This window comes from Rhodopirellula bahusiensis (genome assembly GCF_002727185.1).
Lineage (GTDB): Bacteria > Planctomycetota > Planctomycetia > Pirellulales > Pirellulaceae > Rhodopirellula > Rhodopirellula bahusiensis.
In genome coordinates, this window is the sequence record NZ_NIZW01000034.1 from 32,521 (window position 1) to 52,778 (window position 20,258).

Sequence of the window (20,258 nt, forward strand, 5' to 3'; positions counted from 1 at the left end):
GCTTTCGCGGCGGTGAAGGAGGCGGCGGAACCGTTGAGGACAACGACTCTACTCTGATGAGCTCACTCAACCGCGATTGTGAGTAGAGAATTCGGAAGTTGGCTGGCACCCTAAAAAAAGCACTAACGACACAACCTCCGCGTCTTCAATAGCAGCCGCAACGTGTGCTGCATTCTTTCTCGAAGCAGTGCGTTACCGTTTGGCTGACGTCCTGCGTTGTTCGCCAAGCACGAATAAATCACGAGACCACGCTGCGTCACATGTGTCGACGGAACAGTTGGAGACAACTGCTCTACTCTCGCGCTATCAATCAGACACACGCCGAAAATCGTAGTCACAGCGAACATAGATCCCGCTGTTTCTGAGCAGCTCGACTTTCGCATTTCCGAGCAACTGGACACGGCGAAGAATTACTCGCATCTCACGCAACTACCGAGCCCAATGCACCAGCGACACCCCGCTTGTAGAGCAGCCGGAACCCTACGGAAACCAACCCCCTACGCCCCCAAGACCAGGGGGAATCGAAGAGCCTAGACTTGATTAAGTTTCGATTAATCATGATGCAATCACACAAAACTATTCTTTTTAACAATCAGAATCCGAATAGCCTGTCATCAACAACCATCTGCTATTGACACTCAAGAATTTGAAATCGAGATGAAAAGTTACTTGTTAGGACTATCGTTTGTAGTTGCCTTTAGTGCTTCCGTCGCGGAGCGATGTGAAGCTGCGATAGTTATTAACATCGCCACGAGTTCCACTGGGGCCAACTTCTCCATTGCCGGATCTGGAACGATCGCTGACGGACAAACTGGCAACATCGACTTCGACGATTTTGGTGATGTGTTCGATTCGCTGGTCGTTTCTGATATCCCCCTGAACTTCTCTACCCCGATTGTGATTGAGATACTTCGTCCGGGTTCTGGGGCAACATTTTCCAGATCCTACTCACAAATTTTCTTTGATGAGCAGGCAGCTTCCGACGACTTGATCTTGTTGGCAGATGCCACCAATGAATTCCAAGATGGCGACCTGTACTCCGTAAACGGAAACGTGACGTTGTCAGGAGACTTTTCCGGCCTTGCACAAGGAACGTTCATTTCGACAACGAACGATTCTGCTGCAACCAGGTTCGGCACCACCACGCTGAATGTAACGGCGGTCCCCGAACCAAGCACCCTTGCCATTCTTGGGATGCTTGGAACAGGCTCTGTCGCCTTCCAACGCCGCAGAAGCAACCGCTAAACGTCAACAGCGTCGCTTCAGTGCAGCCTCACCGCCAGACGCTGATGACGGGCAGGCCTGCGACGGTGGTTCCCGTGGTGGGTGGGCCGTAGATGCTTGGGTTGGATGGGGCTAGTTCGGTGGCCCGCATTCCTGATTGCAGCGATGAACGTGGACGTTCTCTTGTTGCCAGTGATGCTGCGGCGACTTGGTCAGCTCCCGTGGTGATCGGCTGGATCGGTGCGTTGGAATCGATCGGACGCAAGCGTGACGCGATTTCGGGGCGGATGTTGGATGTCGATGCCAGCGATTGTGCTTGCGTCGCCAATTGGCCGACTGGTTCGTACTGGACGACTTGATCGTTCTGCATCCGCAACGTCCGCTCGGGAACTTGCACCAACTTGGTTTCGGGTTCCCATTTCACGCGAGTTTCGGTCTGGTGGTAGACCTCCGAGCGTGCTTCCCAGCGGGTTTCTGGAACGTGCCGGTAAGCCACCGTCGGTTGGCGGAACGGGTTCCAACGACCTTCCAAATGCGGACGCAGCATCATTGTGGTCACGGGCACGTAAGATGTGCGAGCGACAGGTTTGGTTTCGGTGACCGCTTTGGGCGTGTAAACGGTTTGCTCGCGAGTCTTCATCTGGACTTCGCTGACCGGGCGCTGGACCTGGCGAATTTGTTTCCGGTACACGATCCCGGTCGCTGGGTCGGCGTGCAAATCGCCGCCGTCCTGAGCGGAAACCGCAGTGGTCAAGGACAACGATGCCCCCGCGACCAAGAAACCAACAGTGAACTTGTTCGTCCGATTGGAATTCCGCATGACAATCCTTCGTCTGCAGGTGGGATCGGGCATGGCAAGGCCGCCCCAAGAAAAGTAGTTTGCCGAGATTAGGATTCGGTGGGACGCTCACCGCGTTTGAAGTCAAACTTTTGAAACCCCAAGAAGCCCTCCATGATCACCCCGGATATCTTGCCTATCTTGCGCTGTCCAGCAGACGGTGGTCAGCTCACTTTGGCTGACGATCCCCTCATCCAGAGGGTCAACAAAGCGATCACAGACGGCACCGCGCGTGATCAATTGGATGAACGCGTGATCGATCCAATCGAAGGTGGATTGGTCAATTCCCAGGTCGATCGCCTGTATCCGATCCGTGGCGGAATCCCGACACTGATCGTCGATGAAGCGATCGGATTGGCGGGAATCAGCGAAGGGGAATGAAGAACTGAGCGGCGTTTGGAGCCCAGAGCAAACGATGCGAGGGCACTCAAACATTAGCCGCAGTGCGTTAGCACTGGTTTCCACGACGCAACCGGTCTGAACGGATACCGACTGGGCATCGACGGACTTGGAAGTCCATCGTACGGTCATCGAGCGTCAAAACTGTATGTGACCGATCCAATAAAAAAGCGGAGCCACTGGGACTCCGCTTGCTGAATCATTTCATCGTGAATTCGGCGATCAGCCGGTGATTCGCTTGGCGAACAATGGTCCGCCGTACTGAGCGGCGTCGCCCAGCAGTTCTTCGATGCGGAGCAATTGGTTGTACTTGGCCATTCGGTCGCTGCGGCTGGCTGATCCGGTTTTGATTTGGCCGGTCGACATGGCAACGGCCAAGTCAGCGATGGTCGAATCTTCTGTTTCACCACTCCGGTGGCTGCTGACCGAGGTGTAGCCATTGCGATGAGCGAGCTGAATCGCGTCGATGGTTTCAGTCATCGTTCCGATTTGGTTGACCTTGATGAGGATGCTATTGGCGATCCCTTCGTCGATACCGCGTTGCAGACGCTCGACGTTGGTGACGAACAAGTCATCGCCGACCAACTGAACCTTGTCACCGATCTTGGTCGTCAGTTTCTTCCAAGTTTCCCAATCGTCTTCGTCGCATCCGTCTTCGATGCTGCAGATCGGGTACTTGTCGCACCAACCGGCCAAGAAGTCGACCATTTCATCGCCCGACATTTGGTTGTTGTCCAACGAGTACTTGGCCGACGATTTGTCGTAGAACTCGGTCGAAGCTGCATCCAAAGCGATCCAGACTTGTTCGCCAGCTTTGTAGCCCGCCTTGTCGATCGCGGTCATGATCACGTCGAGAGCTTCTTGGTTGCTCTTCAAGTCAGGTGCGAAACCGCCTTCGTCGCCAACCGCGGTGCTGTATCCCTTTTCCGACAAAACCTTTTTCAGGTTGTGGAAGATCTCGGTTCCGCAACGCAGTGCATCGCTGAAGCGTTCGAAGCCCAATGGCATGACCATGAACTCTTGGATGTCGACACCGTTGTCGGCGTGTTCACCACCGTTGATGATGTTCATCATCGGAGCGGGCAACATGCGAGCACCAGCACCACCGAGGTAGCGGAACAAAGGCTGGTTGGTCGAAGCAGCCGCGGCGTGAGCGACGGCCAGCGAAACGCCGAGGATCGCGTTGGCACCGAGTTCTTTTTTGTTGGGCGTGCCGTCCAATTCGATCATCGCTTGGTCAACCGCGGCTTGGTCGGTTGCGTCCATGCCTTCCAGGGCATCGGCGATTTTCGTGTTGACGTTTTTGACAGCGGTCGTGACGCCTTTGCCCATGAAGACGGACTTGTCGCCGTCTCGCAATTCCCAGGCTTCGTGCATCCCGGTGCTGGCTCCGCTGGGCACGGCGGCGCGACCGGCGGCACCGTCCATCAACGTGACTTCGCACTCGACGGTTGGGTTGCCGCGGCTGTCCAAGATTTGCCGAGCGTGAATCGATTCGATCAGTGTCATGGGTTCACTATGAATTTGCGAGGGAACGGAATTCGGCCCAGAAGAAGGCCGCAAAATTTGATTTGGAAAAGGCGGACGTTGTCCGATCGGGCGGTATTCTGTCCAATGCCCCGGAAACTGACCACCCGGCACCGATTCCCTGCGTTTTTGCCAGGTTTCCAGCCGTGATTCCCGCCACTTGCCTCCATCTTCTCAATTCGCCGTCATGTTCACCGGTCTCGTCGAATCCGTCGGTCAAATTTCTGCTGTGGTCGAACAACCACCCGGAAGACGCCTGGTGATCGCCGCCCCCTCCTTCCGGGACGCCGATCCGACTCGGGACGTGAAGCTGGGCGATAGCATCGCGATCAACGGTTGCTGCCTGACCGTTGTCGAAATTGACGGCGCCGAGTTGGCCTTCGAGGCCGGTGAAGAAACCCTCAGCCGAACCAATCTCGGCGAACTCAAGACAGGCTCCTCAGTCAACTTGGAACGATCGCTGGCGGTTGGTGATCGCATGGGTGGCCACTACGTCACCGGCCACGTCGACTGCGTCGGCCAACTGATCGAACGAGTCGACGACCCACCATGGGCGAATTTGAAATTCTCGGTTCCCGCTCCCTTCGCACAACAGATCGTTGCCAAGGGAAGCATCGCGGTTGACGGCATCAGCCTGACGGTCGTCGATGTCGGAGCAGACTATTTCACGGTCGCACTGATCCCACACACGTTGGACGCCACCACACTGGGAGGCCGCCAAGTCGGAGACCGCATCAATTTAGAAACCGACTTGTTGGCCAAGTACGTGCAACGAACTTTGCAATTCGGAAACGCCAACGACCAAACCAGCGCGGACACCGCCGCCTCATCCCCCAACACACCTTGGAGTCCGCAATCATGAGTGACGAAATCGATCCCACTCCTCCCGTCGCACCGCCTCAACCTCCAGCGCGTTCGAACAACGCTTCTCGCGGCTCACGGCAAACTGCGACGTACCTGTCCAAACGCTTGACGGCCGCCGGACTGCGCCCGGTGTCTAAGTACGGTCAGAACTTTTTGATCGACTTGAACTTGGTCGAGCTGATTGCTCGCTCGGCCGAGATCGGTCCAAGCGACATCGTTCTAGAAATCGGCACCGGAGTTGGCTCGCTGACCTCGATCATGGCGGCTCAAGCCGGCGCGATCCTGACCGTTGAGATCGATCAGAATCTCTATCAGCTCGCGTCCGAGGAACTCGCTCCGTTCCCACACGTGAAGATGATTCAAGGCGACGCGCTCAAGAACAAAAGCACGTTTCGCGATGACATCATGGAATCGATTCGCGATGCCAAGTCACGCTTGCCCGACGACAGCAAATTCATGTTGGTCGCGAACTTGCCCTACAACGTCGCGACACCAATCGTCAGCAACCTGCTGCACCAAGACCCGCCGCCAGACCGCATCGTGGTCACGATTCAAAAGGAACTCGGCGAACGCATGGTCGCTGGCCCTGGTTCGAAGGACTACGGCGCACTGAGCATTTGGATTCAAGCTACCTGCCGCGCCGAAATCGTTCGCATCCTTCCACCGACGGTGTTTTGGCCGCGTCCCAAAGTCGACTCGGCGATCGTGCGTCTCGACGTCGATCACGAGCGTCGCAACGCGATTCCGGACTTGAAGTACTTCCACCAAACCGTTCGAGCCTTGTTCTTCCATCGACGCAAATTTCTGCGCAGTGTCGTGATCAGCGCGATGAAAGGTCGCTTGGACAAACCGACGATCGACGAGATCCTCGGGCGACTGGGCCACGGCGAGACCGCTCGCGCCGAAGAGCTGAACCTGGAACAAATTTCAGCTTTGGTAGAAGCTCTCCGGCAAGCCGAACTGAGTCAGTCGTAGTTGGCAACTGTCATTGCGACTGCAAACGGAGCAATCGCGCCCGCTAGGTTGGATTCGTAAATCACTTCCCTGACCGTCTGTTCCGGACGCGGGTTCTTCACACGCATCGCGTACAGCGTCAGAGTCCAGCCTGGCTTCTTCTGGATCGCCTCGTTGGTTCCGGTCCAAGCCACCTCTGCATGCGGTAAATCCTGCGGCTCGCCGAAAACCCAGTTATCACTCAAGTGTTCACCGTATGTCAACAACTGATGCGCCTTGGTGCCATCGTCGTAGACAAACGTCACAGTCGCGACGAACGACTGCCCATCCATCTGCCATTGTTTGCACCCGTTGAGCATGAATAAATAATCGAATGCTTGATCAACGGGCACACTGACAGACTTGGGATACTGTTGGCGGCGATACCGGCCCTTCAATTGGACAAACTCGTCCAAGATTTGAAACGGGATCCCGGCCATCGTGACATCGCCCTTTGGGACTCCACGAAGATGATCTAGCGGCATTCCGGTGTTGCCCGAGTCCAATCCACAATTGACGACGCCAGACAGATCCAGCGGCCTTGAGTCATGCACCAAACTCTTGTCGTAGGCTTTCGCAATCCGATCGGCACTTCCCATCGAACTGCTGGCCGACGCAGTTGGTGAAGGATTCCGATCTGGTGCATCCAACTTCTCGGACAGATGAGTTTTGGGTGTGACCGCGACTTTGGGTGCGGGGGCCGTTTCCGGTGTGGGGGCGACAGTTGGTGTGGATGCGACGTCCGATGATGGAGCATCCGTCGGTGCCGATTCAGGTCGGGGCGCGAGCTCAACTCGCTGGGGCACGGGTGTCACAATTATCACGGGAGGCACGGCCTGCGTTCCCGCAACTTTCTCGTTGCCGGTCGGGGCGAGCAACTTCGAAACTTCTTGATCGAGCCTTCTTCCCGGATAGCCAACCGAAATGAACTGAATGACGCCGTCTTGATCCAACAAGTACACCGTCGGCAACGAACGAACTTGCCACAAATCGAAGATGGCATCCGAGGCCGGTTGTGAGATGGAAGGCCAATTGACCTTCCCGATTTGCTGAAGCTGTTCGACGGTTTGCTTGTCATCACCGTAAACCCCAATGATCTGAAGTTGGTCCTCGTTGTAGAGATGGCGGTAGTAACGGAGGTGGGGGTACAAGCGTTCGCTCGGTCCACACCACGAAGCGGAAAACACCACCAGTTTCGCCACGCCTGGCTTCGCATCAAGCGAGACGGATTGGCCATCCGTCGTTTTCGCAGCCAACGCGGGTGGCATCACGCCAATCGTCAAATGCTCGACCGCATGGTGAATGGACTCAGCAATTTCAAGAATCGATTCGCCTTTTAGCTCCGCCTGCGTTTCACTGTTGACGACATACTTCAACAACCGCATCACAAGCTCCCGGTCCTCATCTTTCATCGGTTCAGTGGAGTGGTTCTTCAGATGGATCGCCAATGCCAACGCTGAACAAGCTTTGGTATCCGCGTGCGAACCGCGCTGCACCAATTCCTTCATGAAGTCTCTGGCAGCATCGTGATCGACCGGCACCAAGCTGAAGGCGACATACTTCATGCCCTCCTCTCGAAAGTGATCTCGTCGCAGTTGCTGAATAATGGGCTCGGTCTGAGGTTGCACCGAATCCGGCCCGGTCGCCGCCAATTGCAACGCCGCAAAGAGAGCCTGGAACGCGACTCGGGTCTTCGGTTGGGAGGCGGCCAACTCTCTGAACCGCGGAACAAATTCCTTTGCCAGATGCAAGTCTTCGAAATCAACGCTCTCCAAATCGCGAACCATCACCTCTTCGATTCTGCGAGAGATTTGATTCATGATCTTTGCCAACTCGTCCTCCAGCGGCACCATCGGATGATCGGTTGGCGCGTGAAGTGGAAAGGGAATCAGCTTCTTAGCCGAACGACTTTGTCCCATCAGTTCCACCAGGTGTGAAACGTGGACGGCAAAACCAAGTTGTTCCCCCGGAATGATCCAAGTTGCGATACCAATCACAGCACCATTCGAATCCAAGATGGGACCACCGCTGCTGCCGTTGGAAATCACAGCATCCGTTTGGATCCAGTTGGTGTTGGCATTCGCCTTCAGATCTTGCTGAACCGTCATCGGCAATTCCACCGTTCGGCGCAACGCGTTGACATTCCCGCGACTGATCGTGTGGCTGAAACCTTGCGGGTGCCCAATGGCAACGACCGACATCCCCAAAGGGAGGCTCGCGTCACGACGACTTTGCAAAGGTCGAATGCCCGCCGGAATGGAGTCCACTTTGAGAATCGCAAGATCGCGTCCTTCATCAATCGCGACACACCCCTGCACCTGGGTCGTGGTTCCGTCACGAAAGCGAACTTCGGCTCGCATCGCCTGTTCGACCACATGATGATTGGTGGCAATCCAATTCGGTCCGATCACAAAACCGCTGCCGAAACCGGAAGCTCCCATGATGTCGTTCGTCGAGATCATGACGACCGAATCCGCGATCGCGTCCAAGTCACCAGCAGCCGCGTTCCCATCACGCACCGAAGCCTTGGATTGGTTCCTGTCACCGAAACGAACGGTCCCAGAATCACCGCGTGAACGGGAGGCATTGCGACTCCTCGCGACGAATCTTTGGTCAGCGGGACTGAGTTTGCTCAGCGGCACATCGATGACGGAACCGTCATTTTTTCTCAAACGGACGACGCCGTTCTCCAATTGAATGAACTCGGCCTGCGTGCTGAACTTGCCGCTGCGATCAGACCAAAGACGAGGCTCATCGGCGATGCACACGGCACCAGTGAGCCACGAGCCGATCAGAACGGCCCACCAACCAAATTTCCATCCGCCTTGCATAATCTCCTCGCCGCTGCCGAACCGCACATTTTGAAACCACTCTCTAGGATGCGGTGCCTCTGCCTGGAGTTCCAGTCTTCAGGGGCCAGAAGGTCGCATTTTGGGGCAATTCAAAATCGACAAGCCACAAAAGCCAACTCAGCGGATGCTTCAGCGCTGGCGAGCGTGGACGAACGGTGCTTGCCAACTGGGTGCGAGTGACGCGTCATCGATGTTCACGCCTGCTTCCGGGCGACCGTCATGATTGACCAATGGATGGTCCATCAATTGGTTCAAGGACTCTCCCGGGATGAAGCGAACGCGGCCGTCTTCGTAGAGGACATTGATGCCGCGGCCACCGTGACTGATCAGTCCATCCTGCGACGGCGAAGCGGCACGAGCCCAGCCTTCCTCGTCGACGACACGGTCCACGACTTTCATCACAGCAGCGTCACTCATCACAGCAAACGATGAACGCCCTTGAAACCGCGGGGACGCAAACTCTTCGCCATCACGAACACCGAGCGTGTAAGCGTAGTGACCACCGGCGGTTTGTTGCAGCCATTGCAACCGAGCAATCGCTCGTTGCCCTGCCGCTTGTTCTTCCGCCGTTGTCGCACCTGCCACCGCGAAATGATTCAGATCCCGAGCGGCCTCGTCGAGCATCCGAAGTGTCACCATGGTGGGCACTTCTTCCGTCCCATCTTCAGGTTCGAAATCGCCATCGACCATTTGCAAACCGCCCGCATTCAAAAAATCAGACGAGCGAATCGAGGGGCAAAGTGTCGAACGTGAATTCGTCATCAAACCAGCCGCATGCAAACGCGGCGCGTAGACGCCGGCGAAGGCTTGATAGCCGGTGGACTCGACCGATGGCAGACGCGCTTCGGCGTTGCGAGTGACATACTGAGTCATCGCCATGCCAAGTTGTCTCAGGTTATCCTGACAAGCCTGCTTGCGAGCCATGAAGCGACCTTCCACCATCGACGGCAGTGCGATCGCCAGCATGATGCAGGCGGCTGTGAACGAGCCGACCCAATCTCGCCAAGTCCACGCGAGTGAATCAGAACCTTCCATAACCGGAGACAATTTCGGTGTCACCGGCGCGGACACTTTGGATTCGGCGGGTGTCGTCGGTTGATCGGGTTCGGCGCCGGGCATCGGCGGAAGCGGCGGCAGAGCGTCGAGCGTTCGAGCAACCAGGTCAGTGGGCGGCGGTTCGACGATCTCACAATCGTCGTGAAGCGGCCCAAGTTTGCGTTCCAAATCGGCCAGCATTTCTCTGGCCTCAGGGCTTTCCCGCAAAAGCTTTTCCACCCGCTGCATTTCGTCCGCTTCGAGCGCGCCTAGCAGATATCCAAGAAGATCTTCTTGCATCACAAAGGACGTTGCGTAAGCGGAAAAGAAACGCGAAAAACGGAGGGCCAACCCTGCAGTTCGGGCCCGACCCTAAAGATTACGGCCCGGGCAGCATGAGTGTTCGAGCGGGTCGGTTGAGGACCGAACCTCCGGTCGTACTGCGAACGAAGATTCCGATGTTTCGCAGCCAAGCCTGGCCCACTCAATCAGACGAAAGGATCGCTCGCGTGGTTCGTCCGATCGCCGCGGTCAGCGCAGAAAAAAAGCGACACCGAAGTGTCGCTTGCGTTCAAATCACGGCTGAAAAGCCGCGAACAATGGTTTCCAGAGATCAGACGCCAGGTTGTTCTTCGACCTCTCGCTCGCCGTCGTGGCTGTCGTCCCACAAACCGCTCAAACGATTGACTGCGGCGTGCAAACGGCTTTTGACGGTCCCGACCGGAATTCCCAGGATTTCCGCTGCCTCACGGTATTTCAGGCCCTGGTAGTAAACCAATTCCACGACCTGCTGCATCGGTTCACCGAGTGATTCGACGGCGTGATGCACCCAGCGACCGTTTTCTTCTTTCGAAGCCGCCGCCAATGGGTCGGTAATGGCTCCTTCCAGCTTTTCTGACCAACTGCCGCCACGATCGTCTTCTTGGCCGCTTGCGGGGCGATCCAAGCTGACCATTCGGTGACGCTTGTTACGACGTTGAACGTCGATCGCTTGGTTGGTCGCGATGGCGTACAGCCAAGGTCGAAAACGGCGGGTCAAATCAAACTGGTTGCACTTCAAGTGAACCTGCAAAAAGGTGCCTTGGAAGGCATCTTCAGCCATTTCGGCGTTACCGATGTAGCGACGCAGATACGCGTAAATCTCACGTTCATAGCGGCGCATCAGGGTTTCATAAATATCGCGACGGCCGCTGGTGCGATATTTCGCGACCAACTGCTCGTCGGTTTGTTCAGCGATGGGTTCGCTGGTGAAAACGTTTCCCGAATCCACCTTCGAATCAGCGACCGCTGCGGAAGTTGAAAAGTTCATGGAGGATCGATCAAAAAAGAGTATGAGTAGCACTCAGTCTACTTACAAATGCGTTTCGCCAAGCGAATAACCGCCAAAACGAATTCACATTCACGGGGACGAGCGTTGACAGGACAAGCCCACAAAGTGCCTTCAGACGCCCGTAAAGGCCATTAAGGGAAAACGCTACGACGTGCGTATTATCGCGGATTCGCCCCAAATGTCAAAGTCATCTTTGCGTTGAATTCACATCCTGCCTCGATGGCAGGCAGCGAATCCACGCTCAGGTAGGGGCAATTCGTGTTCCAGACCGCCTGGAATCGTTGCACCGGTCACTCGGGTTGGTCCGATTGTTCCGGAATTACCGAATGTTTGCTGGAAGTTGTGCCGATAACTCCGCCTGGAACGGTTTCTTCGTTCGAGATTGAACTCCTTTTCCGCGGTGTTGCCCCCAATTTGGCGGCAGTCTTCCCCGGAAACGCTTTCAACCTCGGTCCACGGCGGAACGGTCCACAACGGCGGGGTCGTTGGATGCAAAATCCTTTGGAGCATTCAGCAACTCAACAGCCACAGGACATTTTTATGGCTGGGCGTCCTCGCGTGAGCGGGACCCCCGGGGGGATTTTGGGGTCTTTGTGACCGCGGAGACGATTGCAATGCGACGAATTGCCAGGCAAAGAAACGAGCAACCCATGATGGCCCAGACCCCCGATCCCCAAATCAAACCCGGACCCAACCAAAGAACCGGACTGCGTGTGACCCTTGAGGACAATGGGATGACGGAATCATTCAGCGAAAGCGTGACGGTTAAATTACGAAAGCTTCGCGACTTGGTCTGTGGAGGCTTGATCGCCGCCGCAGTTGCCACGCCAGTCGCGGCGGCTCCACCCACTGCGGGTGATGAAATGGACTACGCGGCGAGCGGCTTCATGCTGCCTCCCGGTGTTCAACCAGCAGGAATGGTCGACGGCATGCCCGCCATGTCGATGCCACCGGGCTCGATGCCAGGTGCTCAGTCGATCGCCACCACCTTGCCATCGGCTCCGCTGATGATGCCCGGTGGATTTGGTTCGGCTGGCTACGCTCCTGCGGGATACCCACAACCTGGTTACGCACCCAATGGTGTGATGCCAGTCGGTTATCAAGGCGGTGGCTTCCTCGGCGGCGGGTACGCTGCCGGATGCGACACGATGAATTGCGGCTGTGGTGACTCCGGTTGCACCAGCGGCGAATGCGGTAGCAACTTCCAAGGTCTATTGCCCGCTGTGATGGGCGATTGCTGTGGATCATGCGGCGGTGGCGGATGCGGTGCCTGCGGTGGAATGGGCTCTTGCCTGACCAACGGCTCCCTCGGCCAAGGCGGCTTGCTCGGTAGCCTCAACGAGTGCGGCCCAGGCAGCACCGACTTTGGCATTCTGGCAGCCCACATCGGCGGCGGATTGGCAGCACTTTCCGAAGCCATGCGACCTTACTCCGAAGCCGGCAAATCAGCCCAACGCTGGTACGACGTTTCGGTGGAAGGATTGTTTCTGACTCAGGAACTGGACGGGTTCGCCGACGGTCGCGTCTTGACCAACGACGGAACCACCGGCACGCCGAATGTTGCCGACAATCCAGTTCTGACGCAGGACGACCTAGGTGACGATGATCTGGAAGCAGGTGCTCGCATCTCGTTCGCACTGATCTTCGGTGCGGGCTCGAATGTCGAGTTCACCTACATGGGCGGCCAAGAATGGGAAGGCTCCGCCAGTGCCACCAGCGCGACGAGCAGCCTGACCTCGATCTACTCCGGATACGGAACGACTCCTGGAGGCGGCTACGCCAACCTGGCGGACTTCCAACAGATCAGTTCACGATCGGAATTTGATAGCTACGAAATCAACTACCGTCGTCGGACAGTCGGCCCCTACGGTCGCTTCCAAGGGTCTTGGTTGCTCGGTCTGCGGCACGTCGTCTTTGACAACGCATTCGCATTCAACGGCTCGGGGACTCCCGCCAGCACGATCGCCGATTTCCAGCAAAGCTTCGACATCGACAACCGATTCTTTGGTCCTCAAGCTGGCGTCGACCTGTGGTGGAACGCCCATCCAGGAATTCAGCTGGGTGCGGAAGTCAAAGGTGCTTGGGTTCAAAACGACTTTGACCAAACGGCTCGGATCGGCACGACACCAGGCGGACTCGAAACGCGCGAATCAAATGGACAGGACGGTACCTTCATCTTGGACTTCCAAGCGACTGGTATCTACCGATTCTCGCACTCACTGTCTCTGCGTGGTTCGTACCACTTGCTGACAATTGAAGACGTGATGGCAGCTCCACTAGACAATAGTTTCATCGACGATTTCCAGAATAACGGTGCGGGTGTGTCGGCCCCAACCGCGTCGGAAACCTCGCTGACCCTGAACGGTTTCGCGGCTGGTCTAGAATACATGTGGTGATTCGATCGGCGGACTACCGCCAACCAATCACTCTCTGAAAATCTCGCACAGGGGATCGGCCATCGGGTCGGTCCCCTGTTTGCGTTGCCCAGTTCCCCTGGGAACGCTAATCTTGCGTCATGGATGCCATCACAAAAGACTTGACCGACGCACAAGCCGAAGCGGTCCAGCACATCGACGGACCTCTGCTGATCATCGCCGGACCCGGCAGCGGTAAAACTCGCGTCGTCACCCACCGCATTGCGTACATGCTGCAAAGCGGGATCCGCCCGTGGCAAATCGCGGCGTTGACCTTTACCAACAAAGCCGCGGACGAAATGCGGTCGCGAGTCAATCTGCTCGCCCCCAACCAACCAGTCTGGATGGGCACGTTCCACCGGTTCTGCGCACAACAGCTTCGGCGTTACGCACCGATGGTCGGCTTGGCCGAGAACTACTCGATCTACGATTCGTCCGACTCAAAATCCGCGATGAAGCGTGCGGTCGCGGCCGCTGGTGTATCGACCAGCCACACCTCGCCCGAGCAAATCGCATCGGCGATCTCCAATGCCAAGAACCGGCTGATCACTCCCGAGATCATGGCTCAACAAACCGGCCGCGCTGGCGACACCGTCGCAGCGAAGGTCTACCCGGTTTATCAACAACAATTGCTGACCGCCAACGCGGTCGACTTCGATGATTTGCTCTTCCACTTCGCTCGGTTGCTGCGGGAAAACCCCGAGGTGCGATCGAACTTGGACGAGAAGCTCAAGTACATCATGGTCGACGAGTACCAAGACACAAACTTGGCTCAGTACGCGATCGTGCGAGCACTCTCGGTTGATCATCCCAACCTCGCCGTGACGGGCGACCCCGATCAATCGGTCTATGGCTGGCGTGGCGCCGACCTGAACAACATTCTGGATTTTGAAAAGGATTACCCGAGCGTCAAAACGGTTCGCTTGGAACAAAACTATCGCAGCTCACCCGAGATCCTTCGTGTCGCCGATCAACTGATTCGGCACAACCGCCGTCGCAAGCAGAAGAACCTGTTCACCGACAACCCAACCGGCGAAGCGGTCACGCTGCGACAGTACGAGGACGGTTACAAAGAAGCCGACGGCATCGCCGATGAGATCGCCAACCAAATGATCGCGGGCAATGCCGAACCGCGAGATTTCGCGATCATGTGCCGGATGAACGCGCTGACGCGATCGATCGAACACGCCCTGCGAAATCGTGGCATCCCGTATCAGATCGTCAACGGACTGGAGTTCTATCAACGCAAAGAGATCAAGGATCTGCTGGCGTATTTGCACCTGATCAACAATCCCCGTCACGACGTCGCGTTGCAACGAGTGATCAACACGCCGACGCGAGGAATCGGTGCCAAGACGCTGGAACGGCTCCAGCGTTTTGCCGACGACCACCGCATTCCAATGTTGGACGCCGCTCGCCGTGTCGACGAAATTGATTCGCTATCGAAGCGAGCAAAAACGCTGGTGACATCGTTCATCCGTCTCTATGACCGACTGTCCATCAAAGCGACCGCGACGCTGGAAGATCTACTGCGGTACCTGATCGAAGAGATCAAGTTTGTTGCTTACCTCGAACGCACGACGCCTGAACAACAAGACAACAACCCGATCGCCAACGTCGATGAATTCATCTCGGCGGCTGTCGAGTTTGATCAGATGCACCCGGAAGACGGTTCACTCGAAGCGTTCTTGGAACAGGTCGCATTGGTGTCGGACACCGACGCATTTGAAGACTCCAACAACCGTGTGACCTTGATGACTTTGCACGCGGCGAAAGGGTTGGAATTCCCTCGCGTATTCATCATCGCAGTCGAAGACAACCTGCTGCCGCACCGCCGCAGCAAAGAAGACGAGACTCAGCTCGAAGAGGAACGTCGCCTCCTATTCGTGGGCGTCACTCGAGCCGAGAAATGGCTGCAGATCAGCTACGCGAAACTGCGAAGCTTTCGTGGCGAAAACCAACCGGCGATCCCCAGCATGTTCCTGGGCGAGTTGCCTCGTGATGAAATGCAAGTCGTCGAAGTCAAAGGAAGTCGCAACTTCTTTGACGATGCCTATGACGACGAATACCCGGACTCGTGGGATCTGGTCCAAGAGCCCGCTGCGGTCACCGACACCGGCCCTGCTGGTCAAACTGACGTGGCCGATGGACCACGCATCCTACCGATGACGGACCAATCCGCGATTCCGGATTTGTATCACGACGACGTGCCGCCACCGAAGAAAAAGAAGCCCAAGGTTTCCATTCAAACCGAACTCAAGACGGCCAGTGATCTGCTGCAATCCGGCGTCACGCCGCTGGGTGCTTACCGCGAAGGCAGCACGGTCCGCCACAACGAATATGGCGAAGGGACGATCATCGCCCTCACCGGAAAAGGGCCCAAACGGACTGCGAAAATTCAATTCGAAGAGACCGAAGAAACCTTTCGCCTTGCGTTCGCAAAAATTGAATTGGTGGAGCGCTGACTCCCCACTCTAATCAGCGATTCGCGAGGATTTTGGGCGGCGCGCACTCGTCGGAATTGGCGGAGCATCTTCGGCAGCAGACATTCCCAAACTGTTGCCAATCTTCTCTTCCTTTCCAGTTCAACGTTGCGAACCCATGCGTCTCAGCCTGTTCTTTTGCGCCGCCTTCTTGCCCGCGATGGTCATGTCCACTCAAACTCACGCTGACGAATCCTCGGACACAAGCCTGTCCTCACAACTGAAGCAAACTGCCGAAAACGCGACCAAACGCTACCCGGCAGAAGTCCTGAAGACGTTCCAAGGTGGAGTCGACCAAGTCCGTGCCAGCGGCATTGAAAAGTCCGCCAAGCAAGTCGGCGATTCAGCCGCCGGTGCGACCTTGAAAGGCTGGGACGAAAACGAAGTCACGCTCAGCGAAGTGTGGTCCGAAAGCCCGGTCATCTTGATGTGGTACCGCGGCGGATGGTGCCCGTACTGCAACCTGCAATTGCGAGCGATGCAAAAACAACTCTCCGCGATTGAAGGTGCCGGTGCAAAGCTGATTGTCCTGACGCCTGAACTCCCTGACAAGGCGAAGGAAACGGCGGAAACAAACGACCTCGATATGCTGGTCTTGCACGACCGCAACAACGAGCTCGCGAAGAAATTCGGCATCGTGTTCGACTTGCCCGAATCCATTGTCCCGATCTATCGAGACAAACTGCAACTCGCCAAGTTCAACGGCAACGACGCGATGGAACTGCCTCTTGCTGCGACCTACGTGATCAACACAGACGGGAAGATCACCTACGCGTTCTTGGATGCGGACTACAAGAAACGGGCCGAGCCAACCGACGTTGTCGCTGCGGTCAAGAAACTTCAGTAGCTGATGTCAAACGACCCAACGAAAAAACGCACCTGCGAGTCGCTCGCAGGTGCGTTTTCGATTTGGTTCTTGAGCAGGCTTCAGCTCACACGGTCAAATCAGTCAACTGTTTGACTTCTTCGGCGGTGAATGGGGTGGCCAGTCGAGCGCCCATTTGAGCGACCACACGAGCGGCGGCGTGCGAAGCCAAGTGGCCTGACTGACGCCAATCCAAACCGTTGGTGATGCCGTACAAGATGCCGCCGGCGTACATGTCACCTGCTCCCGTCGTGTCGATCGCTTTGACCTTCACGCCTTCGACGGGAATCGCTTCGCCGCCGTGCATCAGGATCGAACCGTTTGGTCCAAGCGTCATCGCGACGTTCTCAGCCGACTCGTGGATCTTGTTCGCACAGGCGATGGGGTCATCCAGACCGGTCAGGCTCTTGGCCTCTTCTTCGTTGCAGAAGAACAAATCGACGGGGCCACGAATCAGGTCCCACATCTCATCCTTCATCATGTTGACGAGGAATGGATCCGAGGCGGTGAAGGCGACTTTGACATCGTTCTTCTTTGCCAGCTCAATCGCTTTGTAAGCGGCCGCTTTGGTTTGTTCGCCGGTGAACAAGTAACCTTCGATGTAGACGTACTTGCTGGCCGCGATCACCTCTTCGTCGATGTCCGCTTCTGACAACGCGGTCGACGCGGCCAAGTTCGTCAGCATGGTTCGCTGAGCGTCTTCGGTGATCAACACGGCACACGTTCCGCTTGGCGTGCCCGGCTGCGGATCGACGTCGATGGTGACCCCGAGAGCCCGCAAGTCTTTCAAGAAGAATTGCCCGGTTTCGTCGTCACCGATCTTGCCAACGAACGCGGCTTTGCCACCAAAGTCCGCGACCGCAGCGATCGTGTTGGCGGCGGAACCACCTGCACAGCGAGACAGCGACGGCAGGTCAAATCGGCTCAGCACGGTCGCTTGTTTTTCGTCGTCGACCAGCGTCATGATGCCTTTGTCGAGCTTCAATTCCGACAGCAAGTCGTCGGCAACCATTGTCTGAATGTCAACGAGAGCATTGCCAACCGCGTAAACATCGTGCGTCATCAAATTCAACCAGAGAGAGAAAGAACGAGTTCGTCTGCACCCGCGAATTGGCTACCTCTGGGCAACTTCGCATCCGCCGGGCGGGCCCGCAGTGTACCCGCGCGAGACGGCTCCGCCAGCCAGCTATACTGACGCGGTTCCCCATCCCACCCCAACTGTCCCCACCATCTATGAACACCCCACATCGCCTTTTGGTTGCCATCACGACGGTTCTTGGTTGTGTGCTTCCGGCTTCCTTCGTCCAGTCTCAATACGATCCTCACCCCGCCGGAATCGACTACCAAGAAGACTACCGCAATCAGTTTCACTTCAGCCCCAAATCGGAGTGGATGAACGACATCAACGCGTTGATTTACGCCGATGGCCAGTACCACATGCTGTATCAGTGGGGCAAAGCGATTCGCCACGGTGGCTATGCGACCAGCCCCGATCTGCTGCACTGGGAAGACGAAGGCGTTGCACTCATCCCGCAAGAATCATTCTTGCCCGCGGAAGCCGAACGCAATGTCAGCGGAGCACAGGTCTACTCCGGAAGTGGCGTGGTGATCTCCGGAGAGACCGCCAAAAAGATCACCGGGTCAACCAAAGAAGCCATGGTGATGATCTACACCGGAACCAAGGCGGGAACCTGCATAGCATGGAGCAACGATGGCGGAACCACCTGGCATGACTACTCCGGCAATCCGGTTGCCAATCGAACCAAAGGAGCCGATCCCCGCGACCCGTGTGTGTTCTTCCACGAACCGACCAACAAGTGGATCCTCGCTTTGTACGAGAACGGAACGACGCTCTATGGGTCGGATGATTTGGTCGAGTGGAAACAGCTCAGCAACATCGACTTTGGGTTCGAGTGCCCGGACATGTTTGAATTGCCACTTGATGGAAACACTGACAACAAGAAGTGGGTCCTCCACGACGCGAACGGTTCCTACTTGGTTGGCCAATTTGACGGAGTTCGCTTCACACCGGAACAAGAAACCCTGGTCATGGATGTTGGACCGGACTTCTACGCCGGCCAAACCTTCTTTCGGCCCAACCTTCCCTCGGGCGATGTCATTCAAATCGCTTGGAACGATCACTGGAACGGCGGCATTGGCGAAAGCCCGTGGGAACGTAACGCAACCTTCCCAGTGAAAATTGGCTTGGTCACTCACGAAGGAAAGATGAAAGTCACCCGCACACCGATACAAGCGATCAAGACGATTTACCAAGACACTACGACTTGGACCAACAAAACGATCACATCGCAGGATGAAAATGGTGGGCTGCTGAAGGACGTTCGCGCGGAGGCGTTTGACTTGACCGCCACGTTTGATCTGAGCGACACCAACGCCGATCAACTTGTCTTCCAAATCGCCAACAAAGAAATCGTCTACGACATTGAGAAGCAACTGTTGCTAGGAAAGCCACTCAAACCGGACGACGACAACAAGCTCACCATCCGCATGCTGGTCGACTGGAGCTCGTTGGAAGTCTTCTCGGCCGGGGGCGTGTTCTCCTACAGCGAGCAGTTTGCCTTCACCCCCGACGATGAGTCCGTTCGTCTTTTCACTCGAGGTGGAAAGGTTGCCTTGGAAAAGCTGCAACTCAACCGAGTCAAAAGCACTTGGTGAGACAGCGGCGGTGGTGCTCGCAGGACGCTTCCCAACTGGACATCGCCTTTCAGGGCGGACACTCACTTCAGTCGGCGAACAAGGACGACAACCCGGCGTCGAACTGGCCTCGTGTCAGCACCGTTGGCACGCCGGCCTCGCGGGCTCCCTTCAATCGGGCGACTTGCACGTGCGGTCCATATGCGACCACGCGAGCCTCGGGACACACCCGTGAAACTGTTGGCATGAGCTCCGCGACGACTCCGTTGCGAGTCGACAGGTCAACAATGACCCATCCGACGTCTTCGTTGGGTTCTTCCGGCAATCGCCCGGCCAACGAAAACGTTTTGTCAGCCGATTCGCAGGCGGCACGAACTCGCGAGGCAAAAATCAAATCGCCAGAGAGGAATAAAACGGTTGATTTCATGGATGATTCCGGTCGATAAACGATGTGTCAGGATACAAGGAAGAATGAGCGAGAACGCAACCGAAGACAAGCCGACCGAACCCAGTCCTCCGACATCATCGATGTACAAGGAGAAGGTTCTGAAGATCCGCACCACCGTCAACGTCACGTTGGCGGAGAAAAAGGAGCCGCTTCGCAAGATCCTGGCCTTGGTGCCCGGTTCGATGCTGACCTTTGACGTGCACTGCGATCGGCCGCTGACGCTGCGTGCGGGTGGACACCCAATCGCCACCGGCGAAACCGTCAAGATTGGTGACAAGTTCGGTTTGCGAGTTCGTGAAATCGGTGTTCCCAAAGAAGACTGATCCGCGAA

16 protein-coding genes are annotated in these 20,258 nt (G+C 56.5%); 9 read left to right on the forward strand and 7 right to left on the reverse strand.

Going from position 1 to position 20,258, the window contains the following annotated elements:
• Positions 1-657 precede the first annotated feature (657 nt).
• On the forward strand, positions 658-1,245 hold the full coding sequence (locus tag CEE69_RS28235; protein ID WP_099263884.1) for a PEP-CTERM sorting domain-containing protein: 588 nt from the start codon (positions 658-660) through the stop codon (positions 1,243-1,245).
• Between the two features lie 28 nt (positions 1,246-1,273).
• Here CEE69_RS28235 and CEE69_RS28240 read toward each other — a convergent pair whose 3' ends face one another.
• The gene (locus CEE69_RS28240) at positions 1,274-2,044 is read right to left on the reverse strand and encodes a hypothetical protein (protein WP_099263885.1); all 771 of its coding nucleotides are present in this window, start codon (positions 2,042-2,044) and stop codon (positions 1,274-1,276) included.
• Between the two features lie 132 nt (positions 2,045-2,176).
• On the opposite strand from CEE69_RS28240, the gene CEE69_RS28245 reads away from it, so the two are divergent.
• On the forward strand, positions 2,177-2,443 hold the full coding sequence (locus CEE69_RS28245) for a Trm112 family protein (protein WP_099263886.1): 267 nt from the start codon (positions 2,177-2,179) through the stop codon (positions 2,441-2,443).
• 240 nt (positions 2,444-2,683) lie between these two features.
• Here the strand turns inward: CEE69_RS28245 and eno are convergent, their stop codons facing one another.
• On the reverse strand, positions 2,684-3,970 hold the full coding sequence (eno, locus tag CEE69_RS28250; protein WP_099263887.1) for a phosphopyruvate hydratase: 1,287 nt from the start codon (positions 3,968-3,970) through the stop codon (positions 2,684-2,686).
• Positions 3,971-4,175: 205 nt separating this feature from the next.
• Between eno and CEE69_RS28260 the strand changes: the two genes are divergently transcribed.
• Complete coding sequence (locus tag CEE69_RS28260; protein ID WP_099263888.1) at positions 4,176-4,850, forward strand: riboflavin synthase; 675 nt, start codon at positions 4,176-4,178, stop codon at positions 4,848-4,850.
• Positions 4,847-5,827, forward strand: coding sequence for a 16S rRNA (adenine(1518)-N(6)/adenine(1519)-N(6))-dimethyltransferase RsmA (rsmA, locus tag CEE69_RS28265; RefSeq protein ID WP_099263889.1), 981 nt, complete (start codon positions 4,847-4,849; stop codon positions 5,825-5,827). The genes CEE69_RS28260 and rsmA overlap by 4 nt, the downstream gene beginning before the upstream one ends.
• Here the strand turns inward: rsmA and CEE69_RS28270 are convergent.
• From CEE69_RS28270 to CEE69_RS28280, 3 genes are all read right to left on the reverse strand, one after another.
• Complete coding sequence (locus CEE69_RS28270) at positions 5,818-8,676, reverse strand: trypsin-like peptidase domain-containing protein (protein WP_099263890.1); 2,859 nt, start codon at positions 8,674-8,676, stop codon at positions 5,818-5,820. The genes rsmA and CEE69_RS28270 overlap by 10 nt on opposite strands.
• Positions 8,677-8,826: 150 nt before the next feature.
• Positions 8,827-10,032, reverse strand: a complete 1,206-nt coding sequence (locus CEE69_RS28275) for a hypothetical protein (RefSeq protein ID WP_099263913.1) — start codon at positions 10,030-10,032, stop codon at positions 8,827-8,829.
• Between the two features lie 313 nt (positions 10,033-10,345).
• Positions 10,346-11,041, reverse strand: coding sequence for an RNA polymerase sigma factor (locus tag CEE69_RS28280; RefSeq protein ID WP_099263891.1), 696 nt, complete (start codon positions 11,039-11,041; stop codon positions 10,346-10,348).
• 671 nt (positions 11,042-11,712) lie between these two features.
• Between CEE69_RS28280 and CEE69_RS28290 the strand changes: the two genes are divergently transcribed.
• The 3 genes from CEE69_RS28290 (at position 11,713) to CEE69_RS28300 (ending at position 16,806) form a co-directional block, all read left to right on the forward strand.
• Positions 11,713-13,458, forward strand: coding sequence for a BBP7 family outer membrane beta-barrel protein (locus CEE69_RS28290; protein WP_233215734.1), 1,746 nt, complete (start codon positions 11,713-11,715; stop codon positions 13,456-13,458).
• Between the two features lie 119 nt (positions 13,459-13,577).
• The gene (locus CEE69_RS28295) at positions 13,578-15,941 is read left to right on the forward strand and encodes an ATP-dependent helicase (RefSeq protein WP_099263894.1); all 2,364 of its coding nucleotides are present in this window, start codon (positions 13,578-13,580) and stop codon (positions 15,939-15,941) included.
• Positions 15,942-16,125: 184 nt separating this feature from the next.
• Entirely contained in the window at positions 16,126-16,806 is a 681-nt protein-coding gene (locus tag CEE69_RS28300) for a peroxiredoxin-like family protein (RefSeq protein ID WP_099263914.1), read from the forward strand.
• Positions 16,807-16,891: 85 nt separating this feature from the next.
• Here CEE69_RS28300 and CEE69_RS28305 read toward each other — a convergent pair whose 3' ends face one another.
• Positions 16,892-17,887 carry an adenosine kinase gene (locus tag CEE69_RS28305; RefSeq protein WP_099263895.1) on the reverse strand — a complete coding sequence of 332 codons (996 nt, stop codon included), beginning with the start codon at positions 17,885-17,887 and terminating at the stop codon, positions 16,892-16,894.
• Between the two features lie 170 nt (positions 17,888-18,057).
• On the opposite strand from CEE69_RS28305, the gene CEE69_RS28310 reads away from it, so the two are divergent.
• Positions 18,058-19,500 (forward strand): glycoside hydrolase family 32 protein, encoded by a 1,443-nt coding sequence (locus CEE69_RS28310; RefSeq protein ID WP_099263896.1) that lies wholly within the window; start codon positions 18,058-18,060, stop codon positions 19,498-19,500.
• 67 nt (positions 19,501-19,567) lie between these two features.
• Here the strand turns inward: CEE69_RS28310 and CEE69_RS28315 are convergent, their stop codons facing one another.
• The gene (locus CEE69_RS28315; protein ID WP_099263897.1) at positions 19,568-19,906 is read right to left on the reverse strand and encodes a histidine kinase; all 339 of its coding nucleotides are present in this window, start codon (positions 19,904-19,906) and stop codon (positions 19,568-19,570) included.
• A 44-nt stretch (positions 19,907-19,950) separates the two neighbouring features.
• On the opposite strand from CEE69_RS28315, the gene CEE69_RS28320 reads away from it, so the two are divergent.
• A complete protein-coding gene (locus CEE69_RS28320; RefSeq protein ID WP_007325337.1) occupies positions 19,951-20,250 on the forward strand; it encodes a FliM/FliN family flagellar motor switch protein in 300 nt (99 codons plus the stop codon).
• Positions 20,251-20,258 lie beyond the last annotated feature (8 nt).

What these genes read in the sequence shown, in the direction of transcription:
- CEE69_RS28235 (WP_099263884.1), top strand. Translation starts at nt 658, where the DNA reads ATGAAAAGTTACTTGTTAGGACTATCGTTTGTAGTTGCCTTTAGTGCT.
- CEE69_RS28240 (WP_099263885.1), bottom strand. Translation starts at nt 2,044, where the DNA reads ATGCGGAATTCCAATCGGACGAACAAGTTCACTGTTGGTTTCTTGGTC.
- CEE69_RS28245 (WP_099263886.1), top strand. Translation starts at nt 2,177, where the DNA reads ATGATCACCCCGGATATCTTGCCTATCTTGCGCTGTCCAGCAGACGGT.
- eno (WP_099263887.1), bottom strand. Translation starts at nt 3,970, where the DNA reads ATGACACTGATCGAATCGATTCACGCTCGGCAAATCTTGGACAGCCGC.
- CEE69_RS28260 (WP_099263888.1), top strand. Translation starts at nt 4,176, where the DNA reads ATGTTCACCGGTCTCGTCGAATCCGTCGGTCAAATTTCTGCTGTGGTC.
- rsmA (WP_099263889.1), top strand. Translation starts at nt 4,847, where the DNA reads ATGAGTGACGAAATCGATCCCACTCCTCCCGTCGCACCGCCTCAACCT.
- CEE69_RS28270 (WP_099263890.1), bottom strand. Translation starts at nt 8,676, where the DNA reads ATGCAAGGCGGATGGAAATTTGGTTGGTGGGCCGTTCTGATCGGCTCG.
- CEE69_RS28275 (WP_099263913.1), bottom strand. Translation starts at nt 10,032, where the DNA reads ATGCAAGAAGATCTTCTTGGATATCTGCTAGGCGCGCTCGAAGCGGAC.
- CEE69_RS28280 (WP_099263891.1), bottom strand. Translation starts at nt 11,041, where the DNA reads ATGAACTTTTCAACTTCCGCAGCGGTCGCTGATTCGAAGGTGGATTCG.
- CEE69_RS28290 (WP_233215734.1), top strand. Translation starts at nt 11,713, where the DNA reads ATGATGGCCCAGACCCCCGATCCCCAAATCAAACCCGGACCCAACCAA.
- CEE69_RS28295 (WP_099263894.1), top strand. Translation starts at nt 13,578, where the DNA reads ATGGATGCCATCACAAAAGACTTGACCGACGCACAAGCCGAAGCGGTC.
- CEE69_RS28300 (WP_099263914.1), top strand. Translation starts at nt 16,126, where the DNA reads ATGTCCACTCAAACTCACGCTGACGAATCCTCGGACACAAGCCTGTCC.
- CEE69_RS28305 (WP_099263895.1), bottom strand. Translation starts at nt 17,887, where the DNA reads ATGACGCACGATGTTTACGCGGTTGGCAATGCTCTCGTTGACATTCAG.
- CEE69_RS28310 (WP_099263896.1), top strand. Translation starts at nt 18,058, where the DNA reads ATGAACACCCCACATCGCCTTTTGGTTGCCATCACGACGGTTCTTGGT.
- CEE69_RS28315 (WP_099263897.1), bottom strand. Translation starts at nt 19,906, where the DNA reads ATGAAATCAACCGTTTTATTCCTCTCTGGCGATTTGATTTTTGCCTCG.
- CEE69_RS28320 (WP_007325337.1), top strand. Translation starts at nt 19,951, where the DNA reads ATGAGCGAGAACGCAACCGAAGACAAGCCGACCGAACCCAGTCCTCCG.